Below are 26647 nucleotides of genomic sequence, written 5' to 3'. Positions count from 1 at the left end.
GGGGCCGGCATGAGAACGCAGACCCCGAAAAGCTGGCTAGGCCGGTTGCGCCACTCTGAGGAGGGGGCGGTCACGATCCCGGCGCTTTTGTGGTTGCCGCTTTTCATCATGATCATGGCAGCTTCGGTCGAAATGGGCGTGTTGATCATCAAGCAGACACTTTTTGATCGCGGCATCGATCTGACGACGCGGATCTTGCGGCTGGGGCTAGAAGATCTGCCCTCGCACGAACAACTTAAACGCTCGATCTGCACCAATATCGCCTTCATCCCCGATTGCATGGATCGGCTCGCGGTTGAGGTCTTTCCCGTCGATACCGACACATGGACCGCCACGAACCAAGCCGCCGCGCTATGCGTCGATTCAAGCAATGCCGCCTCGATCTCGCCGCAGATTCTGCGCGGCGGCACCAACCAGTTGATGATCTTGCGCGCCTGCCTGAAGATCGACACGATGATGGAGGTGAACCCCCTGGCCATGGCACTTGCACGCGATGTTGATGGCCGCGCGGCGCTGGTGTCGGTGACCGCCTTCGTCAACGAACCGCGACCCGGATCGTGATGCGGGAAGGGGGCGAAAGATGTTGAAATTTCTAAGACAGTTCTGGCGTCAGGAAAATGGCTCGATCCCGATCGAGGGGCTTTATGGCGGCCTGTTGCTGCTGGGCTGGTATGTGATCGCGTTTCAATTCTATGACGCGTTCCGCATGCGGTCCCAAGCCTTGCGCGCGACCTATACCGTGGGCGACCTGATCTCGCGCGAGCGCAATGCGATTGGCCCGACCTATGTGAACGGCCTGAAAAAGGTGTTCGACTACATCGCCGCCGCCCCAAACGAGAATTATACGTGGCTGCGGGTCTCGATCATTTCCTGCACCGCCACGCCGTCGGACCTGCGCAATTGCGACGGAAGCACCAAACAATTCACGCTTGAAAGCTCTTACACCACCGCGACCAACGGCGTTTCGGTGCACAACAGCAGTTCGATCAATCAAGAAGCGTCGCGCATTCCGATCATGGGCGCGGGCGATACCGCGGTGATCGTTGAAAGCTCCTATTCCTACTTCCCAATCTTCGCGATTGGTGACCGGGAAATGACCCTAGACGGCACAAACTGGACTAAGCAAGGGCTCAGCGAAAGGCTGCGGTTCTCGAACTTTGTTGTGACCCGCCCGCGCGGCCCGCGCACGGTCTGGAACGCGCAAAAGTAACCGCTCAGGCGCCCACCGCCTTGCGCACCATATCCCAATAGATCGTCTCGACAGTGTCGCGGCTCAGCCGACCGCCTTCACGGTACCAAGTGTTGACCCCGGTCAGCATGGCGATGATCGCCATGGTCGCGAGTTTGGTATCGGGCACGGACAACGCGCCCGCCGCCTGCCCCGCCTTCAAGATTTCTTCCAACTCGGTTTCATAGGCACGCCGCAACCCCTCGATCACCGCGAAATTCGCCTCTGACAGGTTGCGCAGCTCCATATAGCTCAGGAACACCGCTTCAGACCGCATCAGGTTGAAGCCGATGTGAAAGCGCACGAAACGTTCAAGCGCCTCAAGCGGCTCCGCGCCCTTCGGTTCAGTGTGCCAAGCGGCCAGCAACTCCTCCATATGGGTCTTAAGCAGATCAAACAGCAGCGCTTCCTTGTCAGGCGTATAAAGATACAGTGCCCCCGCCTGCACCCCCACCGCCGCCGCGATCTGGCGCATCGACACCGCCGCGAAACCATGGCGTGCGAACAAGCGGCTGGCCTCCGCGCGAATGCGCGGGCCGGTGATTTCGGAATGCGAACCGGTCTTGCGTGCCATGCCTCAGGGTAACTGAACGCACGTTCACTCTTCAACCGCAAAGCGCTCTGGCGCCTTACAGCGCGCCCGCCTATGGTGGCGCGGACCGCTGCAACCGCGATGAGCCGATGCCCCGCCTGACCCCGCTTTTGCTTTTGCCCGCTTTGCTCGCCGCCTGCGCAAGCGGACAAACCGCCGATTATCCGGCGCTGGTGCCGCTTGATACGGTGTTGATCGACCAGCCGCTGACGCCCTCGCCCGCGCCGGGGCTAGAGGCACGCGCCGCCGCCCTGCGCGCCCGGGCAGACCGCTTGCGCAGCGCCACACCTTAGGCGCGCCCCACGGCCACGTTGCAAGCGCGCCGCCAAACGGCTAACAGGGCGCAACAGTCCGACAATCGCACGAGGTTCCCATGTCCGCCCCTGACGCCCAACCGCTCCGCCTTGGCATCGCGGGGCTTGGCACCGTCGGCATTGGCGCGGTGAAGATCGTGCAGCGCCACGCCGATGTGCTGGCCGCACGCACCGGCCGCCCGGTGATGATCACCGCCGTCAGCGCGCGCGACCGCACCAAGAACCGCGACGCGGATCTGTCCGGCTATGCATGGGAAACGGACCCGGTCGCTCTGGCCACGCGCGAGGATATCGATGTCTTCGTTGAATTGATGGGCGGGCATGACGGCCCTGCCAAAGACGCCACCATCGCCGCGCTAAAAGCGGGCAAGGATGTCGTCACCGCGAACAAGGCGCTTTTGGCGCATCACGGGCAGGAATTGGCTGAGCTGGCCGAAAGCATGGGCCGGGTGATCCGGTTTGAAGCTGCGGTCGCCGGCGGCATCCCGGTGATCAAATCCCTGACCGAGGGGCTGGCGGGCAACGCGATCCGGCGTGTGATGGGCGTGATGAACGGCACCTGCAATTACATCCTGACACGGATGGAAACCGCCGGTCTGCCCTATGACACGGTGTTCGAAGAAGCCCGGCAATTGGGTTATCTGGAAGCCGACCCCAATCTGGATGTGGGCGGCATCGATGCCGGGCATAAGCTGGCGATCCTTGCGTCCATTGCCTTTGGCACCAAGGTCAGCTTTGACGATGTTGTGCTGGAAGGGATCGGCTGCATCTCGATTGATGACATTCGCCGTGCCGCCGATATGGGCTTTAAGATCAAGCTTCTGGGCGTGGCGCAAATGACCGGGCGCGGGCTGGAACAGCGCATGACGCCCTGCCTTGTCCCCGCCTCTTCGCCGTTGGGCCAGCTTCAGGGCGGCACCAATATGGTGGTGATCGAGGGGGACTCGGTCGGCCAGATCGTGCTGCGTGGCGCGGGCGCGGGCGAAGGCCCCACCGCCAGCGCGGTGATGGGCGATGTGCTTGATATTGCGCGCGGGACCCGGCTGCCAACCTTCGGCCAGCCCGCGGCGACGCTGGCCGATCCGGTGCCAGCCGCCGTTTCCGCCCCTGCACCTTATTACCTACGCCTGCAACTGCTCGACAAGCCCGGCGCGTTGGCGAAAATCGCCACCGCCTTGGGCGATGCGGGCGTGTCGATTTCGCGGATGCGGCAATATGGCCATGCCGACACCACCGCCCCGGTGCTGATCGTCACCCATAAGACCACGCGCGACGCGATCGACGTGGCAATCGCCGCCCTGCCCGCCACGGGCGTTGTGGATGGCTCGCCTGTCGCCTTGCGCATCGAAGAACTCTGAGGCAGGCTTTTCCCGCCCCAACGGGAGAAGCGCATGGACTGGTTCACCCCCGTCGACATCTATTGCGAACGGATGGGTCCGGGCCTTTGGGCCGAGCCGTGGAACGCGCTGTCGAACCTGTCCTTTCCGCTGTTTGCCGCGCTTGCGGCGCTGACGGCGCGGGCCCGCGGCACCGATGTGATGGGCTGGGTCTTGATCGCCATGGCGGCGCTGATCGGGCTGGGGTCGTTCCTTTTCCATACCTTCGCAAACCGCTGGTCCGAACTGGCCGACGTGCTGCCGATCTGGAGCTTTGTCGCCGTCTATATCATTGCACTGAAAGCAAAACTTCGCGCCAAGCCGCCCCATCCTGCGCTGGCGGGCACGATTGCGCTGGCCGCTATCGCGACGCTGATCTTTCTGGCAATGGGTGAAGGCGCGCCGCCCGAAGCCTTGCCCACCGGCCCAGCCCAGCCCGACCCGCTGAATGGGTCCGGACAATATGCGCCCGCCGTTTTGGCGATGGCGGTCTTTGGCGTGATCATGTTCCGCCGCCGCCATCCACAGCGTTGGTGGCTTGTGGCTGCGGCGATGACCTTCCTAATCTCGTTGACCTTTCGCACGCTTGATCGCGATCTGTGCAGCCAATTCCCGAATGGCACCCATTTCCTGTGGCACCTGCTCAATGGCGCGATGATCGGGATGATCTTGCAACTCTACCTGCGGCTGCAGCGGCCCGCCGCCGAAGCCCCCTGACCCGGGATTTCGCGTTAGCGTTCACAGGGTTGTCACCCAGTGGTGCGACGGATTAGCTGTGCCCAACCAATCTTCATGCACAGGAAACGCCATGAGTGTCCCCACCGATTTCAATGACCGTCTGCTTTCCCTTGGCCTCGCCCGCGTGTCGGAAGCTGCGGCGCATGCCTCGGCCCAGCTGATCGGTCATGGCGACGAAAAAGCCGCCGACCAAGCCGCCGTGAATGCGATGCGCGAACAGCTCAACGCGCTCGACATTCGCGGTGTGGTGGTGATCGGTGAGGGGGAACGCGACGAGGCGCCGATGCTTTACATCGGCGAAGAAGTCGGCACCGGCGAAGGCCCGGCGGTGGATATCGCCCTTGACCCGCTGGAAGGCACGACGCTGACCGCCAAAGACATGCCCAACGCGCTGACCGTGATCGCCATGGCGCCGCGCGGCACCATGCTGCACGCGCCCGACGTTTATATGGACAAGCTTGCCATCGGCCCGGGCTACCCCAAAGATGTGGTCACCCTTGATATGACGCCGACCGAACGCGTCAATGCGCTGGCCAAAGCCAAAGGCTGCACCAACCGCGACATCACCTGCTGCATTCTTGAACGCCCGCGTCACGAAGACCTGATCGAAGAAGTCCGCGCCACCGGCGCGGCGATCCGCCTGATCACCGATGGCGATGTGGCGGGCATCATTCACTGCGCCGAACCCGATGTGACCAACATCGACATGTATATGGGCTCGGGCGGCGCGCCTGAGGGGGTGCTCGCGGCGTCGGCGCTCAAATGCATGGGCGGGCAAATGTGGGGCAAACTCTTGTTCCGCAACGATGACGAACGCGGCCGTGCGAAAAAAGCGGGCATCACCGATCTCGACAAAATCTATGGCCGCGATGACATGGTCCGCGCCGATGTGATTTTTGCGGCGACCGGCGTGACCAATGGCTCGATCCTGCGCGGCGTGAAGCGCAACCCGAAATTCTTGGAAACGGAAACGGTACTGATGCGCTCGAAAACCGGCTCGGTGCGCCACATGATCTACCGCAACCCGATCCGCTAAGCGCGGAACGCGCCAGCTTGGCATATGCTCAATCGCCCGCCACTGGCGGGCGGTTTTGTTTTTCGCTATGCGAGACCGATGACCGCATTCCTGAATGTCGAAAATTCGCTGACCGGGCGGCGTTGGGTAGGCCCTACGCTTGAGGCCGACCGGCTGGCCGAGGCGATGGCGCAAACCACCCAGCTTCCGCTGCCGCTGGCGCGCGTTCTGGTGGCACGCGGCGTTGCCCCTGAAGAGGCCGCAGGTTTTCTGGAGCCGACGCTGCGCGAGCTTTTGCCCGATCCGCACCGGCTCAAAGATATGGAAACCGCCGCCGCACGGTTTTTGCGCGCGATTAAGGCCCGCGAAAAAATTGCCGTCTTTGCCGATTACGATGTGGATGGCGGCGCCTCGGCGGCGCTTTTGCTGACATGGCTGCGCCAGTTCGGCCATAGCGCCACGCTATATATCCCCGACCGGATCGATGAAGGCTACGGCCCCAACGTTCCCGCCATGCAAGAGCTTGGTCGCCGCCACGGGCTGATTGTCTGCGTGGATTGCGGCACGCTCTCCCACGAACCTGTGGCCGCGGCCAAACCCGCCGATGTGGTGATCTTGGATCACCACTTGGGCGGCGAAACGCTGCCCCCCGCCGTAGCCTGTGTGAACCCCAACCGCCAAGATGAAAGCGGCGATTTGGGGCATCTTTGCGCGGCCTCGGTCGTGTTCTTGATGCTGGTGGAGGCAAACCGCCAACTGCGCGCCGAGGGCATCAAAGGCCCCGATCTAATGGCGCTTTTGGATCTTGTGGCGCTGGCCACCGTGGCTGATGTGGCACCGCTTGTGGGCGTGAACCGGGCGCTGGTGCGCCAAGGGCTGAAGGTCATGGCGCGCCGCGAACGGCCCGGACTTGTGGCATTGTCAGACGTGGCGCGGATCGACCGCGCGCCCACCGCCTACCATCTGGGCTTTCTGCTTGGCCCGCGCGTCAATGCGGGCGGGCGGATCGGCGCGGCAGATCTGGGCGCCCGGCTTCTGGCCACCGATCAAAGCGCTGAGGCCGAAGCCTTGGCCGCCCGGCTCGATGGCCTCAACGCCGAGCGCCGCGACATCGAAAACCGCGTCCGCGACGCCGCATTGGCGCAAGCCGAAACGCGCGGGCTTGATGGCCCGCTTGTCTGGGCCGCAGGCGCCGGCTGGCATCCGGGGGTGGTCGGCATTGTTGCCGCGCGGCTCAAAGAAGCCACGAACCGCCCCGCCGTGGTCATTGGTCTGGAAAACGGCATCGGCAAAGGCTCGGCCCGCTCTGTCGCGGGCGTGGACCTTGGGGCCGCCGTGCAGCGCGTCGCAGCAGAGGGGCTTTTACTCAAGGGCGGCGGGCACCGTATGGCCGCCGGTTTGACCGTCGAAGAAGACAAGCTCGATCTGGCGATGGCGCGGCTTGGCGAATTGCTGGAACGACAAGGCGCAGGCCATGGCGGCCCAACCGATTTGCGGCTTGACGGGCTTTTGATGCCGGGTGCGGCCACAAATGCACTGGTCGAGGATCTGGAACGCGCCGGCCCCTTTGGCCAAGGCGCCCCCGCGCCACGCTTCGCCTTTGCGGATATGGCGATTTCGGGCGCGCGCCGGATCGGCGAAAGCCATTTGCGCTTTTCACTGGGCGATGGGCTGGGCGCCAAGATCGACGCGATCGCCTTTGGCGCCTTCGATGGCCCACTTGGACCAGCCCTTTCCGAGGGGGGCGCAGGGCGGTTTCACCTTGCTGGCAAGCTGGAGATCAACAGTTGGGGCGGGCGCAACAAGGTGCAATTGCGCCTTGATGATGCAGCCCGCGCTTAGGCCCCACCACAAACCCTTGGGATTGCGCCTTTTTTCAAGTTTTTTGGCCGCGACACAGAAAGTTTGGAAAAACTGCAAAAACCCTCTTGCGAGTCACGCGCGGCTGGCCTAAACACCGCCCACGCCGCGCGGCAACGCACCAAAGCGGCAACGGTGGCCCGTTCGTCTATCGGTTAGGACGCCAGGTTTTCAACCTGGAAAGAGGGGTTCGATTCCCCTACGGGCTGCCACTTTTCAAAACATACTAGGCACCAAAAGCCTTCTGCCTCACAGCATTGCTTGGGCTCGTGTGTCTAAGATTGCGCCCCCCTCAGGCAGAGGGGCGGGTCAGCCGCATCACCAGCTCTTCGCGCAAAAGCCCCTCGTCAGAGGCGGTATCGCGCGCAAGCCGCTTCAACCCGAAATGCACCCGGGCGATTTCTTGATAATAGCTGGTGAAAGCGTAATTCACTGCGGCGCCCGCCACGGCCCCCAGAACCGGCACCGTCTGCGTGGCAAGCTTCTGCCCCAAAGCCGCTGCCAACCGTGGCGCGACCTTGGCCACCAACCCATGCAGCCCCGCGCCGGTGATCGTCATGCGCGCGGTCAGGAATCCCATATCCGCCCCGTCATCGGCCTGCAAAGGCCCTGCGGCGGCGAAAACGCGCAGGCATTCTACCTTCACCTCGTCGCTGTCGGGGTCGAACCCATGTTCGGCGGCAATACCCTGGATCGCGCGCAACAGCATGGTGATGGTAAAAGGCAATTCGGCAAGCGCACTGGGCAGCCCGCCCGCGCCCCCAGCCGCGCCAAGCGCCGTGGTCATGGCCGTATTCATCCAATCGGGTCGGTCCGACACCACGGTCCGGCTGCGCCCCGCCGCCTCCAACGCAGTTTCAAGCCCGCGCTCAGTGGCCGATTGCAGGCCATTCCGCACCGGCGGCGGCAAGCGCCCCAACAGGCTTTCTGTGGTCGCCCCCACGAAAGAGATCACCTGCATCATCGGCCCAGAGGCCGCATGATGGCGGCGCGCCAGCGCATCAAGTTCGGCGGTCAGGCCCGGATCGGTGACGGGCATCAGGATTTCGGGCTGCATGGCGGCTCCTTGAAACTCCTTTGGCTTTCCCGATATGGGGCCAGCGTGCGCCGATCAAAAGGTCAGGGCAAGAATTTCTCGACTTGGCCACGCACCCCCGCCCAAGCGCCCGGGCGCAACTCCAGACCCAGGATCCGGTCGGGGTTCGTGGGGGGCGGCATCTCTACGCCGTCCAGCTTCTCGAATCCGAAGCGCGCGTAATAAGGCGCGTCCCCCACCAAAAGCACCCGCCCCCAGCCCAAACGACGCGCCTCGGCCAGACTTTCCCGGATCAACAGACCACCCAGCCCCTCGCCCTGGCGTGTCGGGTGCACCGCGACCGGCCCCAAGAGCAGCACCTGCTGGCCGCCCACCAAGACCGGCCAGAACCGGATCACCGCCGCCAGAATGCCATCTTCGCGCAAGGTCAGGCACAGCGCCTTGACCGGGGCCACCCCTTCGCGCAGCCGGTAAGACGACAGCGCGGTGCGGCCCGGCGCAAAGCAGAGGTCGTATAGCGCCTCCACCTCCCACCAGTCCGCCTCTGTCTCTTCCTCGAGCTGATACATGCCGCCCCCGGATCACCGTTGCTTCGCGCGTAACATGCGGACAAGACAGGTTCAAACCAAAGCGGGTGGCGCTTGCATGTTTACCGGCGGGCGCTGCGCAAAAGCGTATAGACCCCCGAAGCCACCACCAAGGCCGCCCCCACCAGCGTGGCCGTATCGGGCCGTTCGCCGAAGACCAGCACACCAAGGATCAGCGCAAAGATCAGCCGCGTATAGCGGAAGGGCGTGACCACCGACACCTCACCCAGACGCATCGCCGCCGTCAGCGCCCAATAGGCCGCAACGCCAAAGGCCACCGCCCCCGCAACCGGCAACAGCTCGGCCGACCGGGGCACCATGCCCCCGCCGGTCACCGCCAGAATGATTGCCCCCGCCGGGATCAGCGCGGCAAAGCCATAAATGCCCAACTGGAAGTTCGTCAGCCCGCGCGGGGCCGCACGGGTGGCCAAATCGCGCCCGGCAAAGCCCAAAAGCCCCAGCACCGTCCACAAGGCGGCAGGCACGAACCCCTCGAGCCCCGGGCGCAAAATCACCAAAACCCCCAGAAACCCCAAAGCGATCGCCGCCCAGCGCCGTGCATCGACCCGTTCGCGAAAGATCAACGCCGCTCCCGCCACAACCACCAAAGGCGTAGCTTGCAAAATGGCCGAGGCATTGGAAAGCGGGGTCAGGGCAATCCCCAGTGTGTAGCCGATCCGCCCGGTGATTTCGAAGCCCGCCTTGACCAGCATCAACCGGCTGGCCACCGCAGGTTGCCACAGGGGTTGCCCCGCGCCCAAAGCCAACGCCATAAATACCACCATGCCGCCCGCGCCAAAGAGGATCAGCACCTCGCCCACCGGCAAATCCCCGGCGGCGCGTTTGACGAACATGTCCTCCAGCGCGAAGAGCCCCATCGCAAGGGTCATCAATACCGCGCCGCGCAGATTTTCCATGTGGTTTCCCCTGCCGCTCTCCCAAGCGGGTGAAAATATGACGCGGGAGCCAAGGGGCCTATGCCCTTTCCACACCCGTCGCCCCGGCCTAATCTCCCCCTGCCGCATAAGCAAGCGCGAGAGGAAGGCCATGACTGCAGAACGGGTGATCGGGGTGATCGGGGGCTCGGGTGTCTATGACATCGCCGGGCTGGAAGGCGCAACATGGCAGGCGGTCGAAACCACGTTCGGCGCCCCCTCGGACGAGCTTTTGGTGGGCAGCTATGAGGGCGTCAAAATGGTGTTCTTGCCGCGTCACGGGCGCGGCCATCGCTTTACCCCCTCGACCGTGCCCTATCGCGCCAATATCGCCGCGATGAAGATGATGGGCGTGACGGATCTTGTTGCCGTTTCCGCCGTGGGCTCGCTGCGCGAAGATTACGCGCCGGGCGATTTTGTCGTGGTCGATCAATATATCGACCGCACCTTTGCGCGCGACAAAACCTTTTTCGATACCGGCCTTGTCGGCCATGTTTCGGTGGCGCATCCGACCTGTGGCCGGTTGTCGGCCAAATGTGCCGAGGCCGCGCGCAACGTGGGCGTGACGGTGCATGAAAAGGGCACCTATGTCGCAATGGAAGGCCCGCAGTTTTCCACCCAAGCCGAAAGTGAGCTGTATCGCAGCTGGAAAGCCGACATCATCGGCATGACCGGCATGCCCGAGGCCAAACTCGCCCGCGAAGCCGAGATGTGCTACGCCTGCGTCGCCATGGTGACCGATTATGACTGCTGGCACCCGGACCATGATGCGGTGGATGTTGCCCAAGTGATCGCCACTGCCACGGCCAATGCCGAGAAAGCCCGCACCCTTGTCGCGGCGCTGCCTGCGCTTTTGAAAGGCCCGGCAGAGGCGTGTGAAAAAGGCTGCACGCATGTGCTGGATGGCGCGATCATGACCGCGCCTGCGAAACGCGACCCCGAAGTGATCGCCCGTCTGATGCCCGTGATGGGCCGGGTTCTGAAAGGCTGAATGATGAAGACCGTCAAAGACTATATCCGCACCATCGCCGACTTCCCGCATGAGGGGATCATGTTCCGCGATGTGACCACGCTCTTTGCCGATCCGCGCGGTTTCCGCATGGCGATTGACCAACTGCTGCACCCTTGGGCGGGCGAGAAGATCGACAAGATCGTGGGGCTGGAGGCGCGCGGCTTCATCTTGGGCGGCGCGATTGCGCACCAGCTTTCCAAGGGCTTTGTGCCGATCCGCAAAAAGGGCAAGCTTCCGGGCCAGACCATCAGCCAAGCCTATAAGCTCGAATATGGCGAGGCGATCATGGAAATCCATGACGACGCCATTCAGGCCGGTGAAAAGGTGCTGATCGTCGATGACCTGCTGGCCACGGGCGGCACCTGCGGCGCGGCGATCCAACTGATCGAACGGCTGGGCGGGGACATTGTCGGGTGTTCCTTCATCGTCGATCTGCCCGAATTGGGCGGGCGCAAGCTGTTGAACGATCTGGGCATGGATGTGAACGTCCTGTGCGAATTCGAAGGGGCATGAAGGGCGCAGCGCTTCTGCTGGCCCTGTGCCTATCTGCGGGGGCGGCCACAGCCGATGTGGCCCGCCCGCGCGACCTCGACACCCTTCTGAGCGTTTTGCAAAACGCGGTGATCGCCACGGGCGACGCGACCGAGGTGCAGATCCGCGATGAGAAGCTGCACCTGACATGGAAGGGCACGGCGCTGATCGCCGATCCGCATAACCTGTTCATGGAAATGCAGCGCGCCACAAATGATGCCGAGCGGCAAGAGCTGGTCGATACCTATCTGGCGGCTTTCGACGATATGCTGCGCCTCGATACCGGCATCTTGGCCCCGGCCAGCCTGATGCCAATCATCCGCCCCAGCAATTTCGCCGAGCATCAGCCAAAGACAAAAGCCCTCGCATCAGAGCCGTGGTTTGCCGGGCTCTCGATCTATCTGGTCGAAGATTCGCCAAGCTCCACCGCCTATCTGCAGGCCTCGCGGATGCAGGCCGCCGGGCTTGACTTTGCCGCCGCCAAGAAGATTGCGCTGGAAAACCTTGCCAAGCGATCGCCCCGGTTCGAACCGCTGGGGCCAAAGCGTTGGGGGTTGGTGCTGGATGGCTATTATGAAAGCTCGCTTTTGCTGGACAGCGAGCTTTGGCGCCGCATGGCCGAGGATCAGGGCGAAGTGATCATGGTGGTGCCCAACCGCGATCTGGTGGTGGTGGATGCGTCTGGCGCACCTGAGGCCGTGGCGCAACTGGCCCGCTTCGCGCAAGAGGTCAACGAAACGCGCCCCTATCCGGTCTCGACCTATGTCTTTGGCTGGAAGGGCACGCATTGGGAAATTTTGCCCGCACAGCAATAGGCCCAAAACAAAAGGCGCTGTCACTCTTGGAACACGCCAAGTCGCTTTCATTTCAAAAGAAAATGCGACGGGGTTAACGCGGTTAATCTCTTGCTAACCCGAATCGCGCTACCCAGATCGGGCCTGATGGTTCTGCTGCTTGCTACACGTGAACCAAAAGAGCAGCGCCCTGCCGCCCCCGGCAGGGCGCACCCATTTCCGGCCCTCACGCACCGCTTGGCAAGATAACCCCGGGGTTCAAAATACCGCGTGGGTCGAGCGCCGATTTGACCGCCCGCATCATCCTCAATTTTGCCGGGTCTGCGGTGCGGGCAAGCGCATCCACCTTGAGCCGCCCGATCCCATGTTCGGCGGAAATGGATCCGTCAAACCGCTCCACCACCAACTGATGCACGGCCTCCATCACCGCGAGGCGGTGCGCGTCATAATCCGCCCGGTCACGCCCCTTGGCTGGGAAAACGTTGAAATGCAGGTTGCCATCGCCCACATGGCCAAAACAGTTGAGCCGGTAATCCCCCATCTTGCGGATCATCTGGGTGGCCGCCGTGATGAAGGCCGGGATATCTGCAACCGGCACCGCGATATCATGGCTGGAAATCGCGCCGATACGCCGGTTCGCCAAGGGCAAGGATTCCCGCATCTGCCAAAGCTGCGCCGCCTGCCCCGCCGATTGCGCCACAACGGCATCTTGCACCAGATCGCCCGCCGTTTCGTATAGATCGGCAAAGGCGGCCTCGGCCTCCATCCCCGCAGGCAAGCCCAGATCAATCAGCACCGACCAATCCGGGTCTTGGGCAAAGGGCAGATGCACGTCCGGCCCGACCTCGCGCAAAAAGCCGAGCCCCCAGCCGGAGATCAGTTCAAACGCACTGACGCAGCCCGCGAACCGCGCCTGCGCCACCCCCAAAAGATCAACCGCCGCCTGTGGCGAAGCAACCGCGAAGACCGCCGTGCCTTCGACCGCCGGGGGTTCGAAAAGCCGTAAGCTTGCGGCGGTGATGATCCCAAGGCTGCCTTCGGCCCCGATCACCAGATCGCGCAGATCATAGCCGGTATTATCTTTCGCCAGCCGTTTCAGGCCGTGCCAGATCGTGCCATCGGCCAGCACCACCTCTAGCCCCAAGCACAGTGCGCGCGCATTGCCATAGCGCAGCACATTGACCCCGCCCGCATTTGTGGCCAGACAGCCGCCAATCTGCGCCGAGCCCTGACTGGCCAGCGTGAGCGGAAAGCGCCGCCCCACCGCCTGCGCATGATCGTGCACCGCTTGCAAGGTGGCCCCTGCCTCGATCACAAGGCTTTGGGCATCCGCCGCGCGCAAAGCGGCCATCTTTTCAAGGCTCAGAACAACTGGCGCGGCCCCGTCGGGACAAACCTGCCCGCCCACAAGCCCTGTGCCCCCGCCATAGGGCACCACGCCGACCCGGTGCGCATGACAAAAGGCCAAAAGCGCAGACACCTGCGCCGTGCTTGCGGGCTTGGCCAACACGCCGGCATGGCCTTTCCAGCGCCCGCGCGGTTCTTCCAGATAGCGCGGCTCGGCCGGGCCCAGCCAAAGATCGGGCAGGGCCTCGGCCAGCTTACGGACAAAGGCATCATCGGCGGAGTTCAGCATCCTGCCCTCTTTTCTGTGGTCGTCGTTCCGGCCGCACTTAGCCGGTATCGGTGCGCCCGCGCCGATCCGCGCGTAGGTTGGAATAAAGGACGTGATTGCGCCAGCGCCCATTGATCTGCAAATAGCTTTGCGCCACGCCTTCGTATTTGAAACCCGACTTTTCCAGCACCCCGCGCGAGGCCGCATTCTCGGGCAGGCAGGCGGCTTCGATCCGGCTCAAATCCATCGGCCCGAAGGCGTAATCGACCACGGCAGAAATCGCCTCGCGCATGTAGCCTTGGCGGGCATATCTTGCCCCCACCCAATAGCCCAAAGTGCCCGCCTGTGCCGGGCCGCGCCGGATATTGTCGAGCGTGATCGCGCCCAAAACCCCGCCGGTGCGGTTATCGATCAGGAAAAAGGGCAAGGCCGTGCCCGCAGCCTCGGCCCGTGCGGCCCAATAGACCCGGTTAGAAAATGCCTTGCGGCCCAGATGATCGACCGACCACGCCGGTTCCCACGGCATCAAGAAATCGCGGCTTTCCGCCCGCAGGCTCGCCCAGCCGCGATAGTCGGAATGCGTCGGCAAACGCAGCGTCAGCCGCTCTGTTTCGACCAATGGTTTCCGACGACGCATGAACATCAGGCAGCCAATCTGCGCCGCAGCCCCGCAAAATCGGGCGCGCCCTGGGCCGGCCCATAAAGTGCGAGCGCCGTGCGATCTTGCGACAGCATCCGACCCGCATAATCGCGCACCGCCTCCATGCTGACGGCATCGATCCGGGTCGACACTTCGTCCAGCCCCGGCACCCGGCCCCAAATCGCCAAGGTGCGCGCCATCCGCTCGGCGCGGCTTGACGGACTTTCCAGCCCCATCAACATGCCCGCCTTCATCTGCGAGCGAGCGCGGGCGACCTCGGCCTCGGTCATGTCTTCGGCGGCCCGCTTAAGCTCATCGACCGTCAGCCCGCACAGATCCGCGACCTCCTCGCCCGAGGTGCCCGCATAGATCGTGACCATGCCCGTATCGTCATAGGCCCCGGCCTGCGCGAAGATCGAATAGCACAGGCCCCGTTCTTCGCGGATTTTTTGAAACAGCCGCGAAGACATGCCACCCCCCAACGCCGTGGCATAGACTTGCGCGGTGTAAAGATCGGCGTCCTGATACGAAGGCCCCTCAAAGGCCAGCGCAAAATGGACCTGTTCAAGGTCCTTGATCTCGCGCCGTTCATGCCCCGACCACGCAGCCTTTTGCACCTCGCGTTTGCCGATGGCGGACAGATGGCCAAACAAGTCTTCGGCCTGTTTCACCACTTCGGCATGATCCACCGCCCCCGCAGCGGACAAGATCATCTGGTCCGGGCCGTAATGTTCCGACACGAATTGCGCCAGATCGGCACGCCCGAACCGCTCGATATTGCCTGCCGGGCCAAGAATCGTGCGCCCGATCGCCTGATCGGGATAGGCCGCCTCTTGCAACCAGTCGAAAATGATATCGTCGGGCGTGTCGAGCGTCTGGCCGATCTCTTGCAAGATCACGTGGCGTTCCACCTCGATCTCGCGGGTGTCGAACACCGGGTTGAGCACGATATCGGCAATCACATCAAGCGCGAGCCCGACATCGGCGCCCAGCACCCGCGCGTAATAAGCCGTCGCCTCGCGCGAGGTATAGGCGTTGATATAGCCGCCCACATCCTCGATCGCCTCGGCAATGGCCAAGGCAGAGCGGGTCTTGGTGCCCTTGAACGCCATATGTTCAAGGAAATGCGCAATCCCGTTTTGCTCAAGCCGCTCATGCCGCCCGCCCGCCTGCACCCAGATCCCGATGGAGGCCGAGGCAAGGCTCGGCATCCGCTCGGTGACGATGCGCAACCCATTTGGCAGCGTCGTCAGCTCGATCATGCGCGGCGCTCCTTGCGGATCAAGGCTTCCAGCGCGGCCAGATCATTGGGCACACGGGTGACGCGTTCCTCACGCGCGAACAGATCCGCCATGCGCGCGGGCAACGGCGGGCGAACGCCGGTCGCGGCCTCCACCGCATCGGGGAATTTGGCCGGATGCGCGGTGGCCAGCGTCACCATCGGCACCGGCGCATGGGCATGGGCGTGGCCCACACGCACGCCCACGGCGGAATGCGGGCACAAAAGCTCGCCCGAACGGGCCAGTTCTTCAGCAATCGTTTCGCTGGTTTCGGCCTCGGATACGCTGGCCGAGCCATAAATCTCGCGCAGGGTCTCCAGCGCCCCTTGCGACACGCTGAACCCGCCGTTGGTTTTCAGTTCATCCATCAATTGCGCAACGGCCGCGCCATCCTTGCCATAGGCAAAGAACAACGCGCGTTCGAAATTGGACGAGATTTGAATATCCATCGACGGGCTGATCGAGGGTTTCACTCCATCCATGCGGTAATCGCCCGTGGTCAGGCAGCGGTGCAAAATGTCGTTTTGGTTCGTGGCGATCACCAGCTTATCGATCGGCAGCCCCATTTCCTTGGCGATATAGCCCGCGAAAATGTCGCCAAAGTTGCCCGTCGGCACGGTGAAGCTGATCTTGCGCTCGGGCGCGCCAAGGCTGACGGCGGCTGTGAAGTAATACACCACCTGCGCCAACACCCGCGCCCAATTGATCGAGTTCACGCCCGCCAGCCCGACCTCGTCGCGGAAGGCGAAATCGTTGAACATATCCTTGAGCCGGTTTTGGCAATCGTCAAAGGTGCCGCCCAGCGCCAGCGCATGCACATTGTCTTCGGCCGGCGTCGTCATCTGGCGGCGCTGCACCTCGGACACGCGCCCATGCGGGAACAGGATGAAGACATCGACGTTTTCAAGACCCTTGAACGCCTCGATCGCCGCAGAGCCGGTATCGCCCGAGGTTGCGCCCACGATGGTGATCCGCTTGCCCTCTTTTGCTAGTGCAAGCTGAAACAACTGGCCAATGATCTGCATTGCGAAATCTTTGAACGCCAGCGTCGGGCCGTGGAACAGTTCCAATAAGTGATGGCCCGGCGCCAATTGCACCAAGGGCGCGCGCGCGGCATGACCAAAGCCCGCATAGGCACGTTCAATCGCGCCGCGCAGTTCGGCCTCGGTAAACGCCGCGCCAATGAACGGCGACATCACCCGGAACGCCACCTCTTCATAGCTGCGCCCGGCAAGGTCCGCGATTTCCCCGGGGCGCATCGCCGGCACCCATTCGGGCACGTAAAGGCCGCCATCGCGGGCAAGCCCGGTCAACATCGCCTCGGCAAAGCTGAGAACCGGGGCCTGCCCCCGGGTGGAGATATAGCGCATCGTTCGCCCTTTTCTTGCGTTGCCGCGTGATACGCGAGATACGCGAGATCGCAAACCTTGTCAGCCCCAGTGATGCAAGGGAAATCGCCGCAACCCGCCGAACCGGCGCGCATTTGCGTGATCGGCTTCCCTTTCGCCCCACTGCCCCCTATCTGTGAACGATGCAGAAAAGGAGCCCGCGATGAGCCAGGACCAGTTCGCCCCCTTCGAGACCCATATCGACGAGGCCAGCGCGCTGGCGGTGCTGCGCCACGCCACGGCCGGCGCGGAAGATGGCGAGTTGTTCCTTGAGCGGCGACGCTCCGAAGCATTGATCTTTGATGATGGCCGGGTGAAAAACGCCTCTTACGATGCTTCCGAAGGGTTTGGCCTGCGTGCCGTGAAGGGCGAGGTGTCCGGCTTCGCCCATGCGACCGAGATTTCCGAAGCCGCCCTGAAACGCGCCGCCGAAACCGCGCGGCTTGCTGTGGGCAATGGGGGGGGCGTGATGGCCCCGCCACCCTCCCGCACCAATCGCGCACTTTATGGCAATGCCGATCCGATGGCAGACGCCCCCTTTGCGGCGAAAATCGACCTTTTGCGCGAAGTCGATGCCTTCACCCGCGATCTGGACAAGCGCGTTGTTCAGGTTAGCGTCGCACTGGCCGCCAGCCTGCAAGAGGTGTTCATTCTGCGCCCCGAAGGCGGGCTGGTCAGCGACATCCGCCCGATGGCGCGGCTCAATGTTTCGGTCATTGTCGAGGAAAACGGGCGGCGTGAAAGCGGCAGCCACGGCGGCGGGGGCCGGTTCGGGCTGGCGGGGCTGATTGAGCCGCATCACTGGCAACGCTCGGCGCGCGAGGCGTTGCGCATCGCGCTGGTGAACCTTGCCGCAGAACCCGCGCCTGCCGGGGCGTTTGACGTGGTGCTTGGCCCCGGCTGGCCCGGCGTGATGCTGCATGAGGCGGTGGGCCACGGGCTTGAGGGCGATTTCAACCGCAAAAAAAGCTCGGCCTTTGCCGGGCTGATGGGCACACAGGTCGCCGCCAAAGGCGTGACCGTAGTGGATGATGGCACGATCCCCGACCGGCGCGGCTCGATCTCCATCGACGACGAGGGCACGCCCTCGGCGCGCAATGTGCTGATCGAAGATGGCGTGCTGGTGGGCTATATGCAGGACCGGCAAAACGCCCGCCTGATGGGGGTGCCCCCCACCGGCAACGGGCGACGCGAAGGCCATGCCCACCCGCCGATGCCGCGCATGACCAACACCTACATGCTGGGCGGCACCACCGACCCGGCAGAGATTTTGGCCGATCTGAAAGATGGCATCTATGCCGTGGGTTTCGGCGGCGGGCAGGTCGATATCACCAATGGCAAATTCGTTTTCAACTGCACCGAGGCCTATCGGGTGAAAAACGGTGTCGTCGGCGCCCCGGTTAAGGGCGCAACATTGGTGGGCGATGGCCCGGCCGCGATGAAGGGGATTCGCGCCATCGGCAATGACATGGCGCTGGACCCGGGCATTGGCAATTGCGGCAAGGCCGGGCAATGGGTTCCGGTTGGCGTGGGGCAACCGACGCTTCTGATTTCGGGGCTTACGGTAGGGGGCTCGGCCACCTGAGGCAAAAAGCTTCAAATTTCGACGTGTTTGAGAAAATAATTTACAACCTTGAGGCGAATCGCGTTTTCGGTAACTCTTTATTAAGATTAACGCGTCACGTTGATCTTGCGAACGAGGCGGAGGGACGGATGAAAACAGGTTTGTTTTCTTACCCCACCCCCTTCACCCCACCCACCACGGAAGAAGACGAGCTTTCGTTTCTCCGCCTCGCTCGCTCCCGTCGCGTCGGCGCGACAACCTTCCACCGACTTTTGGCAGAACATGGCAATGCGCAGGCCGCGCTGGCCGCGCTTCCCGATGTGGCGCGGGCCGCGGGGGCCTCGGGCTATGCACCCTGCCCACTGGGCGTAGCCGAGGCGGAGCTGGCCGCCGGGCGGCGCGCGGGGGCGCAGCTTTTGCTGCCCGGGCAGCCCGCCTATCCCACCGATCTTTCAGAATTTTCCGATGCGCCACCGCTTCTGTGGGCGCTGGGAGATACCACCCTTTTGCGCCGCCCGCGCGTGGCGCTTGTGGGGGCGCGAAACGCCTCTTCCTTGGGGCTGCGCATGGCGCAACGGCTCGCGGCAGAGCTTGGCAAAGCAGAGTTCACGGTCATTTCCGGGCTTGCGCGCGGCATTGACGCCGCCGCCCATGATGCCGCCCTGCCCACCGGAACCATTGCCGTCATGGCTGGCGGCATTGATGTGATTTACCCACAAGAAAACCGGGCGCTGGCCGCGAAAATCGCCCAATCCGGGCTGCGCTTGTCGGAAGTGCCGCCGGGGGTGGAACCCCAAGCGCGCCATTTTCCGCAGCGCAACCGGATCATCGCTGCGCTATCGCGCGCCACTTTGGTGGTGGAAGCCGCCGCCCGTTCGGGCAGCCTTTTGACCGCGCGGATGGCGCTTGATTACGGACGTGACGTGATGGCCGTGCCCGGCCACCCGATGGATGCGCGCGCCGCAGGCTGCAACATGCTGATCCGCGATGGCGCCACGCTCATTCGCGGCGCCGATGACGTGCTGGAGGCGCTTGGCCCAAATGTTGCGTCCGCGACAGAAGCCGCCCCGCGCGCCGCCGCATCACCACCTGCGCCCCCGGCGCAAGCCGCCACGCCCCCTGCTGCGCCCACACAACAGACCGATCTACGCGGGCGGCTTTTGGCGCTTTTGGGGCCAGCGCCCACGCCAGAAGACGCGGTCATCCGCGATCTGGGCACGGATGCGGCCACCCTGTCACGCGCCCTTGTGACGCTTGAGATCGAGGGCGAAGTGATCCGCCATCCGGGGGGCTTGCTTAGCCGGGGCTAGGCCAAAGCGGGCGTTTCATGCCGGATTGACATTCCCCCCAATCGCCCCGCATGGTCCGCCCTCAGCCTATTGCGAAGAGTGAACAAGAGGAAGTCATGGCCGTTGTCGTTGTCGAATCCCCCGCCAAGGCCAAGACAATCAACAAGTATCTGGGCGACGATTATACGGTTCTGGCCTCGTTCGGGCATGTGCGCGACCTGCCGCCAAAAGATGGCTCGGTCGACCCCGAGCATGATTTCGAGATGAAATGGGAGGTCGCCTCCGACTCGAAAAAGCATATCCGCGCGATCTCCGAGGCGCTGGCCTCCGATGACGAACTGATCCTCGCCACCGACCCTGACCGCGAGGGCGAGGCAATTTCGTGGCACCTGCAAGAGGCGCTGGCAAGCAAGCTGAAAAAGAAGAAGGTAAGCCGCGTCACCTTCAACGCGATCACCAAAGCCGCGATCACCGAGGCAATGAAAGCCCCGCGCGAGGTCGATCAGGCGCTGGTCGAAGCGTATTTGGCCCGCCGCGCGCTCGACTATCTCGTGGGGTTCAATCTCTCTCCGGTGTTGTGGCGCAAACTGCCCGGCGCGAAATCGGCAGGCCGGGTGCAATCGGTCTGCCTGCGGTTGATCGTGGAACGCGAAATGGAGATCGAGGCGTTCCGGGCGCGCGAATACTGGACGGTCAGCGCCGTTTTGGAAACGCCGCGCGGACAAACCTTCACCGCGCGCCTGACGGTTCTGGGCGGCAAGAAGCTTGATAAATTCGATCTGGCCAATGCGACCGATGCGGAACTGGCCGTGCAAGCGGTCACCAGCCGCGATTTGACGGTAAAATCGGTCGAGGCGAAACCTGCCAGCCGCAACCCCTATCCGCCGTTCATGACCTCGACCCTGCAACAAGAAGCCAGCCGCAAATTCGGCATGGGGGCCAAGGCCTGCATGTCGGCGGCGCAAAGGCTCTATGAGGCGGGGCATATCACCTATATGCGGACCGACGGCATTGATATGGCGCCCGAAGCCGTGATGGCCGCGCGCGACGAGATCAAGCGCCGCTTTGGGGACAATTATGTTCCCTCCAGCCCGCGCATGTACAAGAATAAGGCCAAGAACGCGCAAGAGGCGCACGAATGTATTCGCCCCACCGATATGAGCGCCGCGCCCGACAAGCTGAAACTGGCCGAAGATCAGTGGAAGCTTTACGACCTGATCTGGAAGCGCACCCTTGCCAGCCAAATGTCGGCGGCGATGATGGAGCGCACCACGGTGGATGTTGGCTCTGCCGATGGTCAGGTAGAACTGCGCGCCACCGGCCAAGTGCTGACCTTTGACGGCTTCCTCAAAATCTACGACCAAGGCCGCGATGACGACGAGGGCGAAGACGGCGCGCGCCTGCCGCAAATCATGCAAGGCGAGCCTGCCAAGAAGGGCGAAATCACGCCCGAGCAGCACTTCACCCAGCCGCCGCCGCGCTACACCGAGGCGACGCTGGTCAAGCGGATGGAAGAGCTGGGCATCGGGCGGCCGTCCACCTATGCCTCGATCCTCACGACAATCGTGGACCGTGGCTATGTCCGCAAAGACAAGAACCGGCTGATCCCCGAGGATACTGGGCGGCTGGTGACGGCGTTCTTGACCAACTATTTCCGCCGCTACGTCGAATATGATTTCACCGCCGATATGGAGACCGAGCTTGACGACATCTCCGCCGGGGATCGCCACTATAAAGAGGTGCTCGCCCGGTTCTGGCGTGATTTCTCGGCGGCGATTGGCGAAACGGCAGATTTGCGCATCGGCGAGGTGCTGACCAAAATCGACGAGGTTTTGGCCCCGCACCTTTACCCGCCGCGCGCCGATGGCGGCGACCCGCGCGCCTGCCCGCTGTGCAACGAAGGCCGCTTGCATCTGAAAACCGCCCGGTCGGGCGGGGCCTTTATTGGCTGTGGCAATTACCCCGAATGCCGCTACACCCGCCCACTGTCGGCGCCGGGCGATGACGAAACCGCCGCGCTAGATGGCAAGGTTCTGGGCCAAGACGAGGGGCAAGATATCACCCTGCGCATTGGCCGCTTTGGCCCCTATGTGCAAAAGGGCGAAGCCTCGGAAGAGGTGCCCAAACCCCCGCGCGCCAGCCTGCCCAAAGGTTGGTCGCCCGAAAGCCTCGACCTTGAGCGCGCGCTGATGCTGCTCTCTTTGCCGCGCCAGATCGGGGCTCACCCTGAAGATGGCGAACCCGTTGAAGCCGCGATTGGCCGCTTTGGCCCCTATGTGAAGCACAACAAAACCTATGCGAACCTGCCCGATGTCGAAGAGGTCTTCACCATCGGCATGAACCGCGCGGTCGAGCTTTTGGCGCAAAAGCTGGCCCGGGGGCCGGGCCGGGGGGCTGCAGCGCAACCGCTCAAGGAATTGGGCGATCACCCCGAGGGTGGGCCGGTGCAGGTGATGCCGGGCCGCTACGGGCCCTATGTCAAATGGGGCAAGATCAACGCGACCCTGCCCAAGGATGTGGAGCCGACCGAGGTGACGATGGAGGTGGCGCTGCCGCTTCTAGAGGCAAAAGCCGCCAAAGGCGGAAAGAAGACGGCGGCCAAGAAAACCACCGCCAAGAAGGCGCCCGCGAAAAAGGCGGCAGCCGAAAAGAAAGCCGCCCCGAAAAAGGCAACCGCCAAGAAAACCACCACCGCAAAGAAGGCTCCGGCGAAGAAAGCGGCCCCAAAACAGGCGCCAGAGCCCGATTCGGGGGAAGACGCGGCGTCCTGAGCCCACGCCGCGACGCGGCAATTGACTTGCGTGCCTAGCTTCGTCACAACTTTCCGAAGGGATTTCGGGAGGTTTCCATGAACAAGATTTACGGCTCGGCGGCAGAAGCCCTTGACGGGCTTTTGTTCGACGGGATGACACTGGCCGCGGGAGGATTTGGCCTGTGTGGTATCCCAGAGCTTTGCATCGATGCGCTGGTTGAAAGCGGCGTGAAGGATATCACCATCGCCTCGAACAACTGCGGCGTGGATGGCTTTGGCCTTGGCAAGCTGCTGGATACCAAGCAGATCAAAAAGATGATCTCGTCTTACGTGGGCGAGAATGCCGAATTTATGCGGCAATATCTGTCGGGCGAGCTTGAACTCGAATTCAATCCCCAAGGCACTTTGGCCGAGCGGATGCGCGCGGCGGGCCACGGCATTCCGGGCTTTTACACCAAAACCGGCGTCGGCACGGTGATTGCCGAGGGCAAAGAGCACAAAGACTTCAACGGCGAGACCTATATTCTGGAAACCGGCATCTTCGCCGATGTCTCGATCGTCAAAGCGTGGAAGGCGGATACCTCTGGGAATGCGATTTTCCGCAAGACCGCGCGCAACTTCAACCCGCCTGCCGCGATGTGCGGCAAGGTCTGCGTGATGGAGGTAGAGGAAATCGTGCCCGTGGGCAGCCTTGACCCCGACCACATCCACCTGCCGGGCATCTATGTGCACCGCCTTGTGCAAGGCCAGCATGAAAAGCGCATCGAACAGCGCACCACGCGCAAACGCGCGGATGCCCCGACCCCGGCAGGGGCCGGTGGCGGCTGCGGCGACAAAGGGGAGGCGTGATCATGCCGAAGAATTGGCCCGATGCAGCCGACACAATTGATCTGTTCATTTACTTTAGAGGCGAGGCCAAGAGCTTACTTGAAGATGAAGTCTTTGCTTCCTCCCAAGCAAGGTTATCTGCCGAATTGGAGTTGGCCCAAAGTTTAATGAACGCCCATGTTCAGGGTGCAATTGTCGAGTCTCTCGACGAAATTGTTCATCAACTTGGGGAGGCGTGATCATGGCGTGGGATCGCAACCAGATGGCGGCGCGCGCCGCGAAAGAGCTACAAGACGGCACCTATGTGAACCTTGGCATCGGCATTCCGACCTTGGTGCCGAACTTCATCCCCGAGGGCGTTTCGGTCACGCTGCAATCGGAAAACGGGATGCTTGGCATGGGCCCCTTTCCCTATGAGGGCGAAGAAGACCCCGATCTGATCAACGCGGGCAAGCAAACCATCACCGAACTGCCCCAGACCGTCTATTTTGATAGTGCCACCAGCTTTGGCATGATCCGTGGCGGCAAAATCGCAATGGCGATCTTGGGCGCGATGGAGGTCAGCGAAGAGGGCGATCTGGCAAACTGGATGATCCCTGGCAAGCTCGTCAAGGGCATGGGCGGGGCAATGGATCTTGTGGCCGGGGTCAAGCGCGTGGTGGTGGTGATGGATCACACCAACAAGCACGGCGATTCCAAGGTCTTGCACAAATGCACCCTGCCGCTCACCGGTAAAGCGGTGGTGGATCGGATCATCTCCAACCTTGGCGTGATGGATGTGGTCCCGGGCGGGCTGAAAATTGTGGAACTCGCCGATGGCGTGACCGAGGCAGAATTGCGCGCCGCGACCGAGGCCACCATCGTCGACTAAGCAAACCCCAAAAGCCTCGCCCAGCGCGGGGCTTTCATCCTTAAAATTGTTCGCGAGCCCGCAACAACATCATATTCCTGCCCCAATTAACCACTAGATGCAGGGCAATGATGAGCCTCAGTCCAAACACATCCCCGGCCCCATCCCTTGCCCGCCGCTGGCGCGACAAAGCGCTGATCCTCGGGCTGTTGGCGCTGGTGGGCCTTGGGCTTGCGGGTCTTGCCTCGGCCACGGGATGGGAAGAAACTTGGGCGCAACTGACCCGCCTGCATCTTTGGCAGATCATCGCGCTTTTGGGGCTTTCGCTTGCCAATTATGCGCTGCGCGGTCTGCGCTGGCATGTTCTGGCGCGCCGTTTGGGCCTGCCGACACACCTCGTCCAAGATTTCCGACACTACCTTGGCGGCTTTGCCATGTCGGTCACGCCGGGCCGGGTGGGGGAATTGGTGCGGATGCGCTGGCTCAAACGCGAAACCGGCTGGGCGGTCGAGCGCACCGCGCCCTTGGTGCTGATGGACCGCGCCGGTGATTTGGCCGTGATGGGGCTGATCTTGGCGCTGGCCATTTCGCTCGCCGCGGGCGGGATTGCGGGGGCGCTGCCCGTCACAATGCTGGCGCTTGTGGCTGCGGTGGTGGCGACACGCCCCAAACTTCTTGCCGCGCTTGTCACCTTGGCCTATCGCGCCTTGGGCCGCTTGCCGCGCCTTTTTGCCCGTGCCCGCCAGGCCGCGCGTTCGCTTGCGCGGTTCAGCCACGGCCCAACGCTCGCCCTTGCGCTCACGCTTGGTTTCGCAGGCTGGATGGCAGAGGGCTATGCGTTCCATCTGCTTTTGGGCTTCATGGGGGCCGAAATCGGGCTTTGGAAAGCGGTTGCGATCTTTATCTTTTCCACGCTCGCGGGCGGGCTCACAGGCGCACCGGGGGGCCTTGGCGGGGCGGAGGCGGCGATGGTGGCGCTTTTGAGCCTTGATGGCGTCCCGCTTGAGGTCTCTGTCCCCGCAACGGCTGTGATCCGGCTCACCACGCTGTGGTTTGCCATTGCGATCGGGCTTGCGGTCTTTCCGCTCGCCGAGCGCGCCTCGCTGCATGCGCCGCAAGGAGGCGGCCAATGACCAAAGACACCCATTACACTGGCTGGGGCCGGGCACTTCGCGCCAAAGGCCCGGTCGCCCGCCCCGAAAAGCTGCGCCATCTGGCAGACCTGCCGCCAACTCCCGCTTTTGGGATGCGCCGCTCTTATGGCGATGCGCCGCTTAATTCAGCCGGGGCCATGGTGGATATGAGCGGCTTTGATCGGTTTCTGGCCTTTGACCCCGAAACCGGCTGCCTAACGGTTGAAGCCGGCGCCCGGATCGGCGATGTCGCCGCCGCCTTTGTGCCGCAAGGCTGGATTCCGGCGGTGATGCCGGGCACCGGTTTTGCCACGGTCGGCGGCTGCATCGCGCAAGATGTGCATGGCAAGAACCACCATCACGTTGGCAGCTTCGGCGCGCATGTAACCGAGATTGTGCTGTTGCAAAATGGGGCAGAGGTCACCGCCACCCCGGGCACGGCCCTCTTTCAAGCCACCGTTGGCGGGCTGGGCCAAACCGGGGTGATTTTACGTGCCACGCTGCGGCTGAAGCGTTGCGATGGCAATCTGATGCTGGTCACCGAACGCCGCGCGCGCGACTGGGACGAACATCTGGCGTTTCTGGATACCTCCGAGGCCAGCTATACTGTGGGCTGGATTGATGCGACTGCCACCGGCTCGACCATGGGGCGTGGCATTGTCGAAGAAGCCGAGATTGGCCAAGGCGTGGTGAAAGAACGCAAGCGCACCGCCAAAGTGCCGATGGATGCGCCGCATTTCGCCTTATCGGCCCCGGTGGTGCGCGCCTTTAATCAAGCCTATTACCGCCGCGTGCCCGCGCAGGGCCGCACAATTGCGCGCCCGATGGCGGATTTCTTCTTTCCGCTCGATAAAATCCACGACTGGAACCGCCTTTATGGGCGGCGCGGCTTTCACCAATTTCAATGCGTGGTGCCGCTTTCCTCGGCCCGTGCGCTGCGCGCGATGATGGAGCGCATCTCCACCTCAGGCCTTGCCTCGCCCTTGGCGGTGCTCAAACGGATGGGGGCGGGGCGCGCGGGCTACCTCAGCTTCCCGATGGAGGGCTATACGCTGGCCATCGACTTTCCGAACCGCCCCGCCGCGCGCGATTTGATCCGCGCGCTGGAAATTGACACGGCGGAGGCAGGCGGGCGGCTTTATTTTGCCAAAGATGCCTTGGCCGAGGGTGCGCGCATCCGCGGCATGTATCCTGAACTGTCTCTCTGGCAAGAAGAGGTCGCCCGCGCCGACCCGACCGGCGCCTATCAAACCGACCTTGTAAGACGCTTGAACCTGAGGAGTGCCTGAG

General features: G+C 63.1%; 26 protein-coding genes and 1 tRNA gene. 19 read left to right on the top strand and 8 right to left on the bottom strand.

What is annotated here, in order from left to right; all coding sequences use genetic code 11:
* Window positions 1-9 precede the first annotated feature (9 nt).
* Both CKO11_RS12965 and CKO11_RS12960 read left to right on the top strand, forming a co-directional pair.
* The gene (locus CKO11_RS12965; protein ID WP_223639514.1) at window positions 10-561 is read left to right on the top strand and encodes a TadE/TadG family type IV pilus assembly protein; all 552 of its coding nucleotides are present in this window, start codon (window positions 10-12) and stop codon (window positions 559-561) included.
* Between the two features lie 19 nt (window positions 562-580).
* The gene (locus CKO11_RS12960; protein WP_223639511.1) at window positions 581-1210 is read left to right on the top strand and encodes a hypothetical protein; all 630 of its coding nucleotides are present in this window, start codon (window positions 581-583) and stop codon (window positions 1208-1210) included.
* Between the two features lie 4 nt (window positions 1211-1214).
* Here CKO11_RS12960 and CKO11_RS12955 read toward each other — a convergent pair whose 3' ends face one another.
* On the bottom strand, window positions 1215-1802 hold the full coding sequence (locus CKO11_RS12955) for a TetR family transcriptional regulator (protein ID WP_223639508.1): 588 nt from the start codon (window positions 1800-1802) through the stop codon (window positions 1215-1217).
* A 107-nt stretch (window positions 1803-1909) separates the two neighbouring features.
* On the opposite strand from CKO11_RS12955, the gene CKO11_RS12950 reads away from it, so the two are divergent.
* The 6 genes from CKO11_RS12950 (at window position 1910) to CKO11_RS12925 (ending at window position 7335) form a co-directional block, all read left to right on the top strand.
* Window positions 1910-2113 carry a hypothetical protein gene (locus CKO11_RS12950; protein WP_223639506.1) on the top strand — a complete coding sequence of 68 codons (204 nt, stop codon included), beginning with the start codon at window positions 1910-1912 and terminating at the stop codon, window positions 2111-2113.
* 80 nt (window positions 2114-2193) lie between these two features.
* Complete coding sequence (locus tag CKO11_RS12945; protein WP_223639504.1) at window positions 2194-3492, top strand: homoserine dehydrogenase; 1299 nt, start codon at window positions 2194-2196, stop codon at window positions 3490-3492.
* A 33-nt stretch (window positions 3493-3525) separates the two neighbouring features.
* A complete protein-coding gene (locus CKO11_RS12940) occupies window positions 3526-4227 on the top strand; it encodes a ceramidase domain-containing protein (RefSeq protein WP_223639502.1) in 702 nt (233 codons plus the stop codon).
* 91 nt (window positions 4228-4318) lie between these two features.
* Entirely contained in the window at window positions 4319-5284 is a 966-nt protein-coding gene (gene glpX / locus CKO11_RS12935; RefSeq protein WP_223639500.1) for a class II fructose-bisphosphatase, read from the top strand.
* Between the two features lie 78 nt (window positions 5285-5362).
* A complete protein-coding gene (gene recJ, locus CKO11_RS12930; protein WP_223639498.1) occupies window positions 5363-7105 on the top strand; it encodes a single-stranded-DNA-specific exonuclease RecJ in 1743 nt (580 codons plus the stop codon).
* Window positions 7106-7260: 155 nt separating this feature from the next.
* Window positions 7261-7335 (top strand) — tRNA-Glu (locus CKO11_RS12925).
* 80 nt (window positions 7336-7415) lie between these two features.
* Here CKO11_RS12925 and CKO11_RS12920 read toward each other — a convergent pair.
* The 3 genes from CKO11_RS12920 to CKO11_RS12910 all read right to left on the bottom strand — a co-directional run bounded on the left by CKO11_RS12920 (window position 7416) and on the right by CKO11_RS12910 (window position 9663).
* Window positions 7416-8180, bottom strand: coding sequence for an EcsC family protein (locus CKO11_RS12920; RefSeq protein ID WP_223639496.1), 765 nt, complete (start codon window positions 8178-8180; stop codon window positions 7416-7418).
* Window positions 8181-8242: 62 nt separating this feature from the next.
* A complete protein-coding gene (locus CKO11_RS12915; protein ID WP_223639494.1) occupies window positions 8243-8728 on the bottom strand; it encodes a GNAT family N-acetyltransferase in 486 nt (161 codons plus the stop codon).
* Window positions 8729-8808: 80 nt separating this feature from the next.
* A complete protein-coding gene (locus CKO11_RS12910; RefSeq protein ID WP_223639492.1) occupies window positions 8809-9663 on the bottom strand; it encodes a DMT family transporter in 855 nt (284 codons plus the stop codon).
* Window positions 9664-9793: 130 nt separating this feature from the next.
* On the opposite strand from CKO11_RS12910, the gene CKO11_RS12905 reads away from it, so the two are divergent.
* The 3 genes from CKO11_RS12905 to CKO11_RS12895 are packed head-to-tail and all read left to right on the top strand — an operon-like array spanning window position 9794 to window position 12039.
* Window positions 9794-10672: an S-methyl-5'-thioadenosine phosphorylase gene (locus CKO11_RS12905; RefSeq protein ID WP_223639490.1), complete on the top strand. Its 879-nt coding sequence runs from the start codon at window positions 9794-9796 to the stop codon at window positions 10670-10672.
* A 3-nt stretch (window positions 10673-10675) separates the two neighbouring features.
* On the top strand, window positions 10676-11206 hold the full coding sequence (locus CKO11_RS12900; RefSeq protein ID WP_223639602.1) for an adenine phosphoribosyltransferase: 531 nt from the start codon (window positions 10676-10678) through the stop codon (window positions 11204-11206).
* A complete protein-coding gene (locus tag CKO11_RS12895; RefSeq protein ID WP_223639487.1) occupies window positions 11203-12039 on the top strand; it encodes a DUF1444 family protein in 837 nt (278 codons plus the stop codon). The genes CKO11_RS12900 and CKO11_RS12895 overlap by 4 nt, the downstream gene beginning before the upstream one ends.
* A 205-nt stretch (window positions 12040-12244) precedes the next feature.
* Here the strand turns inward: CKO11_RS12895 and CKO11_RS12890 are convergent, their stop codons facing one another.
* From CKO11_RS12890 to thrC, 4 genes are read right to left on the bottom strand one after another with little or no spacing between them, the layout of a single operon-like run.
* Window positions 12245-13654 carry an FAD-binding oxidoreductase gene (locus CKO11_RS12890; protein ID WP_223639484.1) on the bottom strand — a complete coding sequence of 470 codons (1410 nt, stop codon included), beginning with the start codon at window positions 13652-13654 and terminating at the stop codon, window positions 12245-12247.
* A gap of 37 nt (window positions 13655-13691) precedes the next feature.
* The gene (locus CKO11_RS12885) at window positions 13692-14276 is read right to left on the bottom strand and encodes a GNAT family N-acetyltransferase (protein ID WP_223639481.1); all 585 of its coding nucleotides are present in this window, start codon (window positions 14274-14276) and stop codon (window positions 13692-13694) included.
* Window positions 14276-15535: a M16 family metallopeptidase gene (locus CKO11_RS12880; RefSeq protein WP_223639478.1), complete on the bottom strand. Its 1260-nt coding sequence runs from the start codon at window positions 15533-15535 to the stop codon at window positions 14276-14278. Before CKO11_RS12880 ends, CKO11_RS12885 begins: the two co-directional genes overlap by 1 nt.
* Window positions 15532-16923, bottom strand: coding sequence for a threonine synthase (thrC, locus tag CKO11_RS12875; RefSeq protein ID WP_223639474.1), 1392 nt, complete (start codon window positions 16921-16923; stop codon window positions 15532-15534). The genes CKO11_RS12880 and thrC overlap by 4 nt, the downstream gene beginning before the upstream one ends.
* Window positions 16924-17104: 181 nt before the next feature.
* On the opposite strand from thrC, the gene tldD reads away from it, so the two are divergent.
* The 8 genes from tldD to CKO11_RS12835 all read left to right on the top strand — a co-directional run bounded on the left by tldD (window position 17105) and on the right by CKO11_RS12835 (window position 26646).
* Window positions 17105-18526 (top strand): metalloprotease TldD, encoded by a 1422-nt coding sequence (tldD, locus tag CKO11_RS12870; protein ID WP_223639471.1) that lies wholly within the window; start codon window positions 17105-17107, stop codon window positions 18524-18526.
* A gap of 128 nt (window positions 18527-18654) precedes the next feature.
* A complete protein-coding gene (gene dprA, locus CKO11_RS12865; protein ID WP_223639468.1) occupies window positions 18655-19815 on the top strand; it encodes a DNA-processing protein DprA in 1161 nt (386 codons plus the stop codon).
* A gap of 95 nt (window positions 19816-19910) precedes the next feature.
* Entirely contained in the window at window positions 19911-22565 is a 2655-nt protein-coding gene (topA, locus tag CKO11_RS12860) for a type I DNA topoisomerase (protein WP_223639465.1), read from the top strand.
* A gap of 77 nt (window positions 22566-22642) precedes the next feature.
* Window positions 22643-23395, top strand: a complete 753-nt coding sequence (locus tag CKO11_RS12855) for a CoA transferase subunit A (RefSeq protein WP_223639463.1) — start codon at window positions 22643-22645, stop codon at window positions 23393-23395.
* 2 nt (window positions 23396-23397) lie between these two features.
* A complete protein-coding gene (locus tag CKO11_RS12850) occupies window positions 23398-23613 on the top strand; it encodes a hypothetical protein (RefSeq protein WP_223639460.1) in 216 nt (71 codons plus the stop codon).
* 2 nt (window positions 23614-23615) lie between these two features.
* Window positions 23616-24245 carry a 3-oxoacid CoA-transferase subunit B gene (locus tag CKO11_RS12845; protein ID WP_223639458.1) on the top strand — a complete coding sequence of 210 codons (630 nt, stop codon included), beginning with the start codon at window positions 23616-23618 and terminating at the stop codon, window positions 24243-24245.
* 110 nt (window positions 24246-24355) lie between these two features.
* Complete coding sequence (locus CKO11_RS12840) at window positions 24356-25357, top strand: lysylphosphatidylglycerol synthase transmembrane domain-containing protein (protein ID WP_317851808.1); 1002 nt, start codon at window positions 24356-24358, stop codon at window positions 25355-25357.
* Entirely contained in the window at window positions 25354-26646 is a 1293-nt protein-coding gene (locus tag CKO11_RS12835) for an FAD-binding oxidoreductase (RefSeq protein ID WP_223639453.1), read from the top strand. The genes CKO11_RS12840 and CKO11_RS12835 overlap by 4 nt, the downstream gene beginning before the upstream one ends.
* Window position 26647: the final 1 nt, after the last annotated feature.

The sequence above is a fragment of the Rhodobacter sp. TJ_12 genome (assembly GCF_020023995.1).
In the GTDB taxonomy this organism is placed as follows: domain Bacteria; phylum Pseudomonadota; class Alphaproteobacteria; order Rhodobacterales; family Rhodobacteraceae; genus Rhodobacter.
The sequence above is the reverse complement of the archived record's forward strand: the minus strand, read 5'-3'. Positions and strand labels throughout refer to the sequence as shown.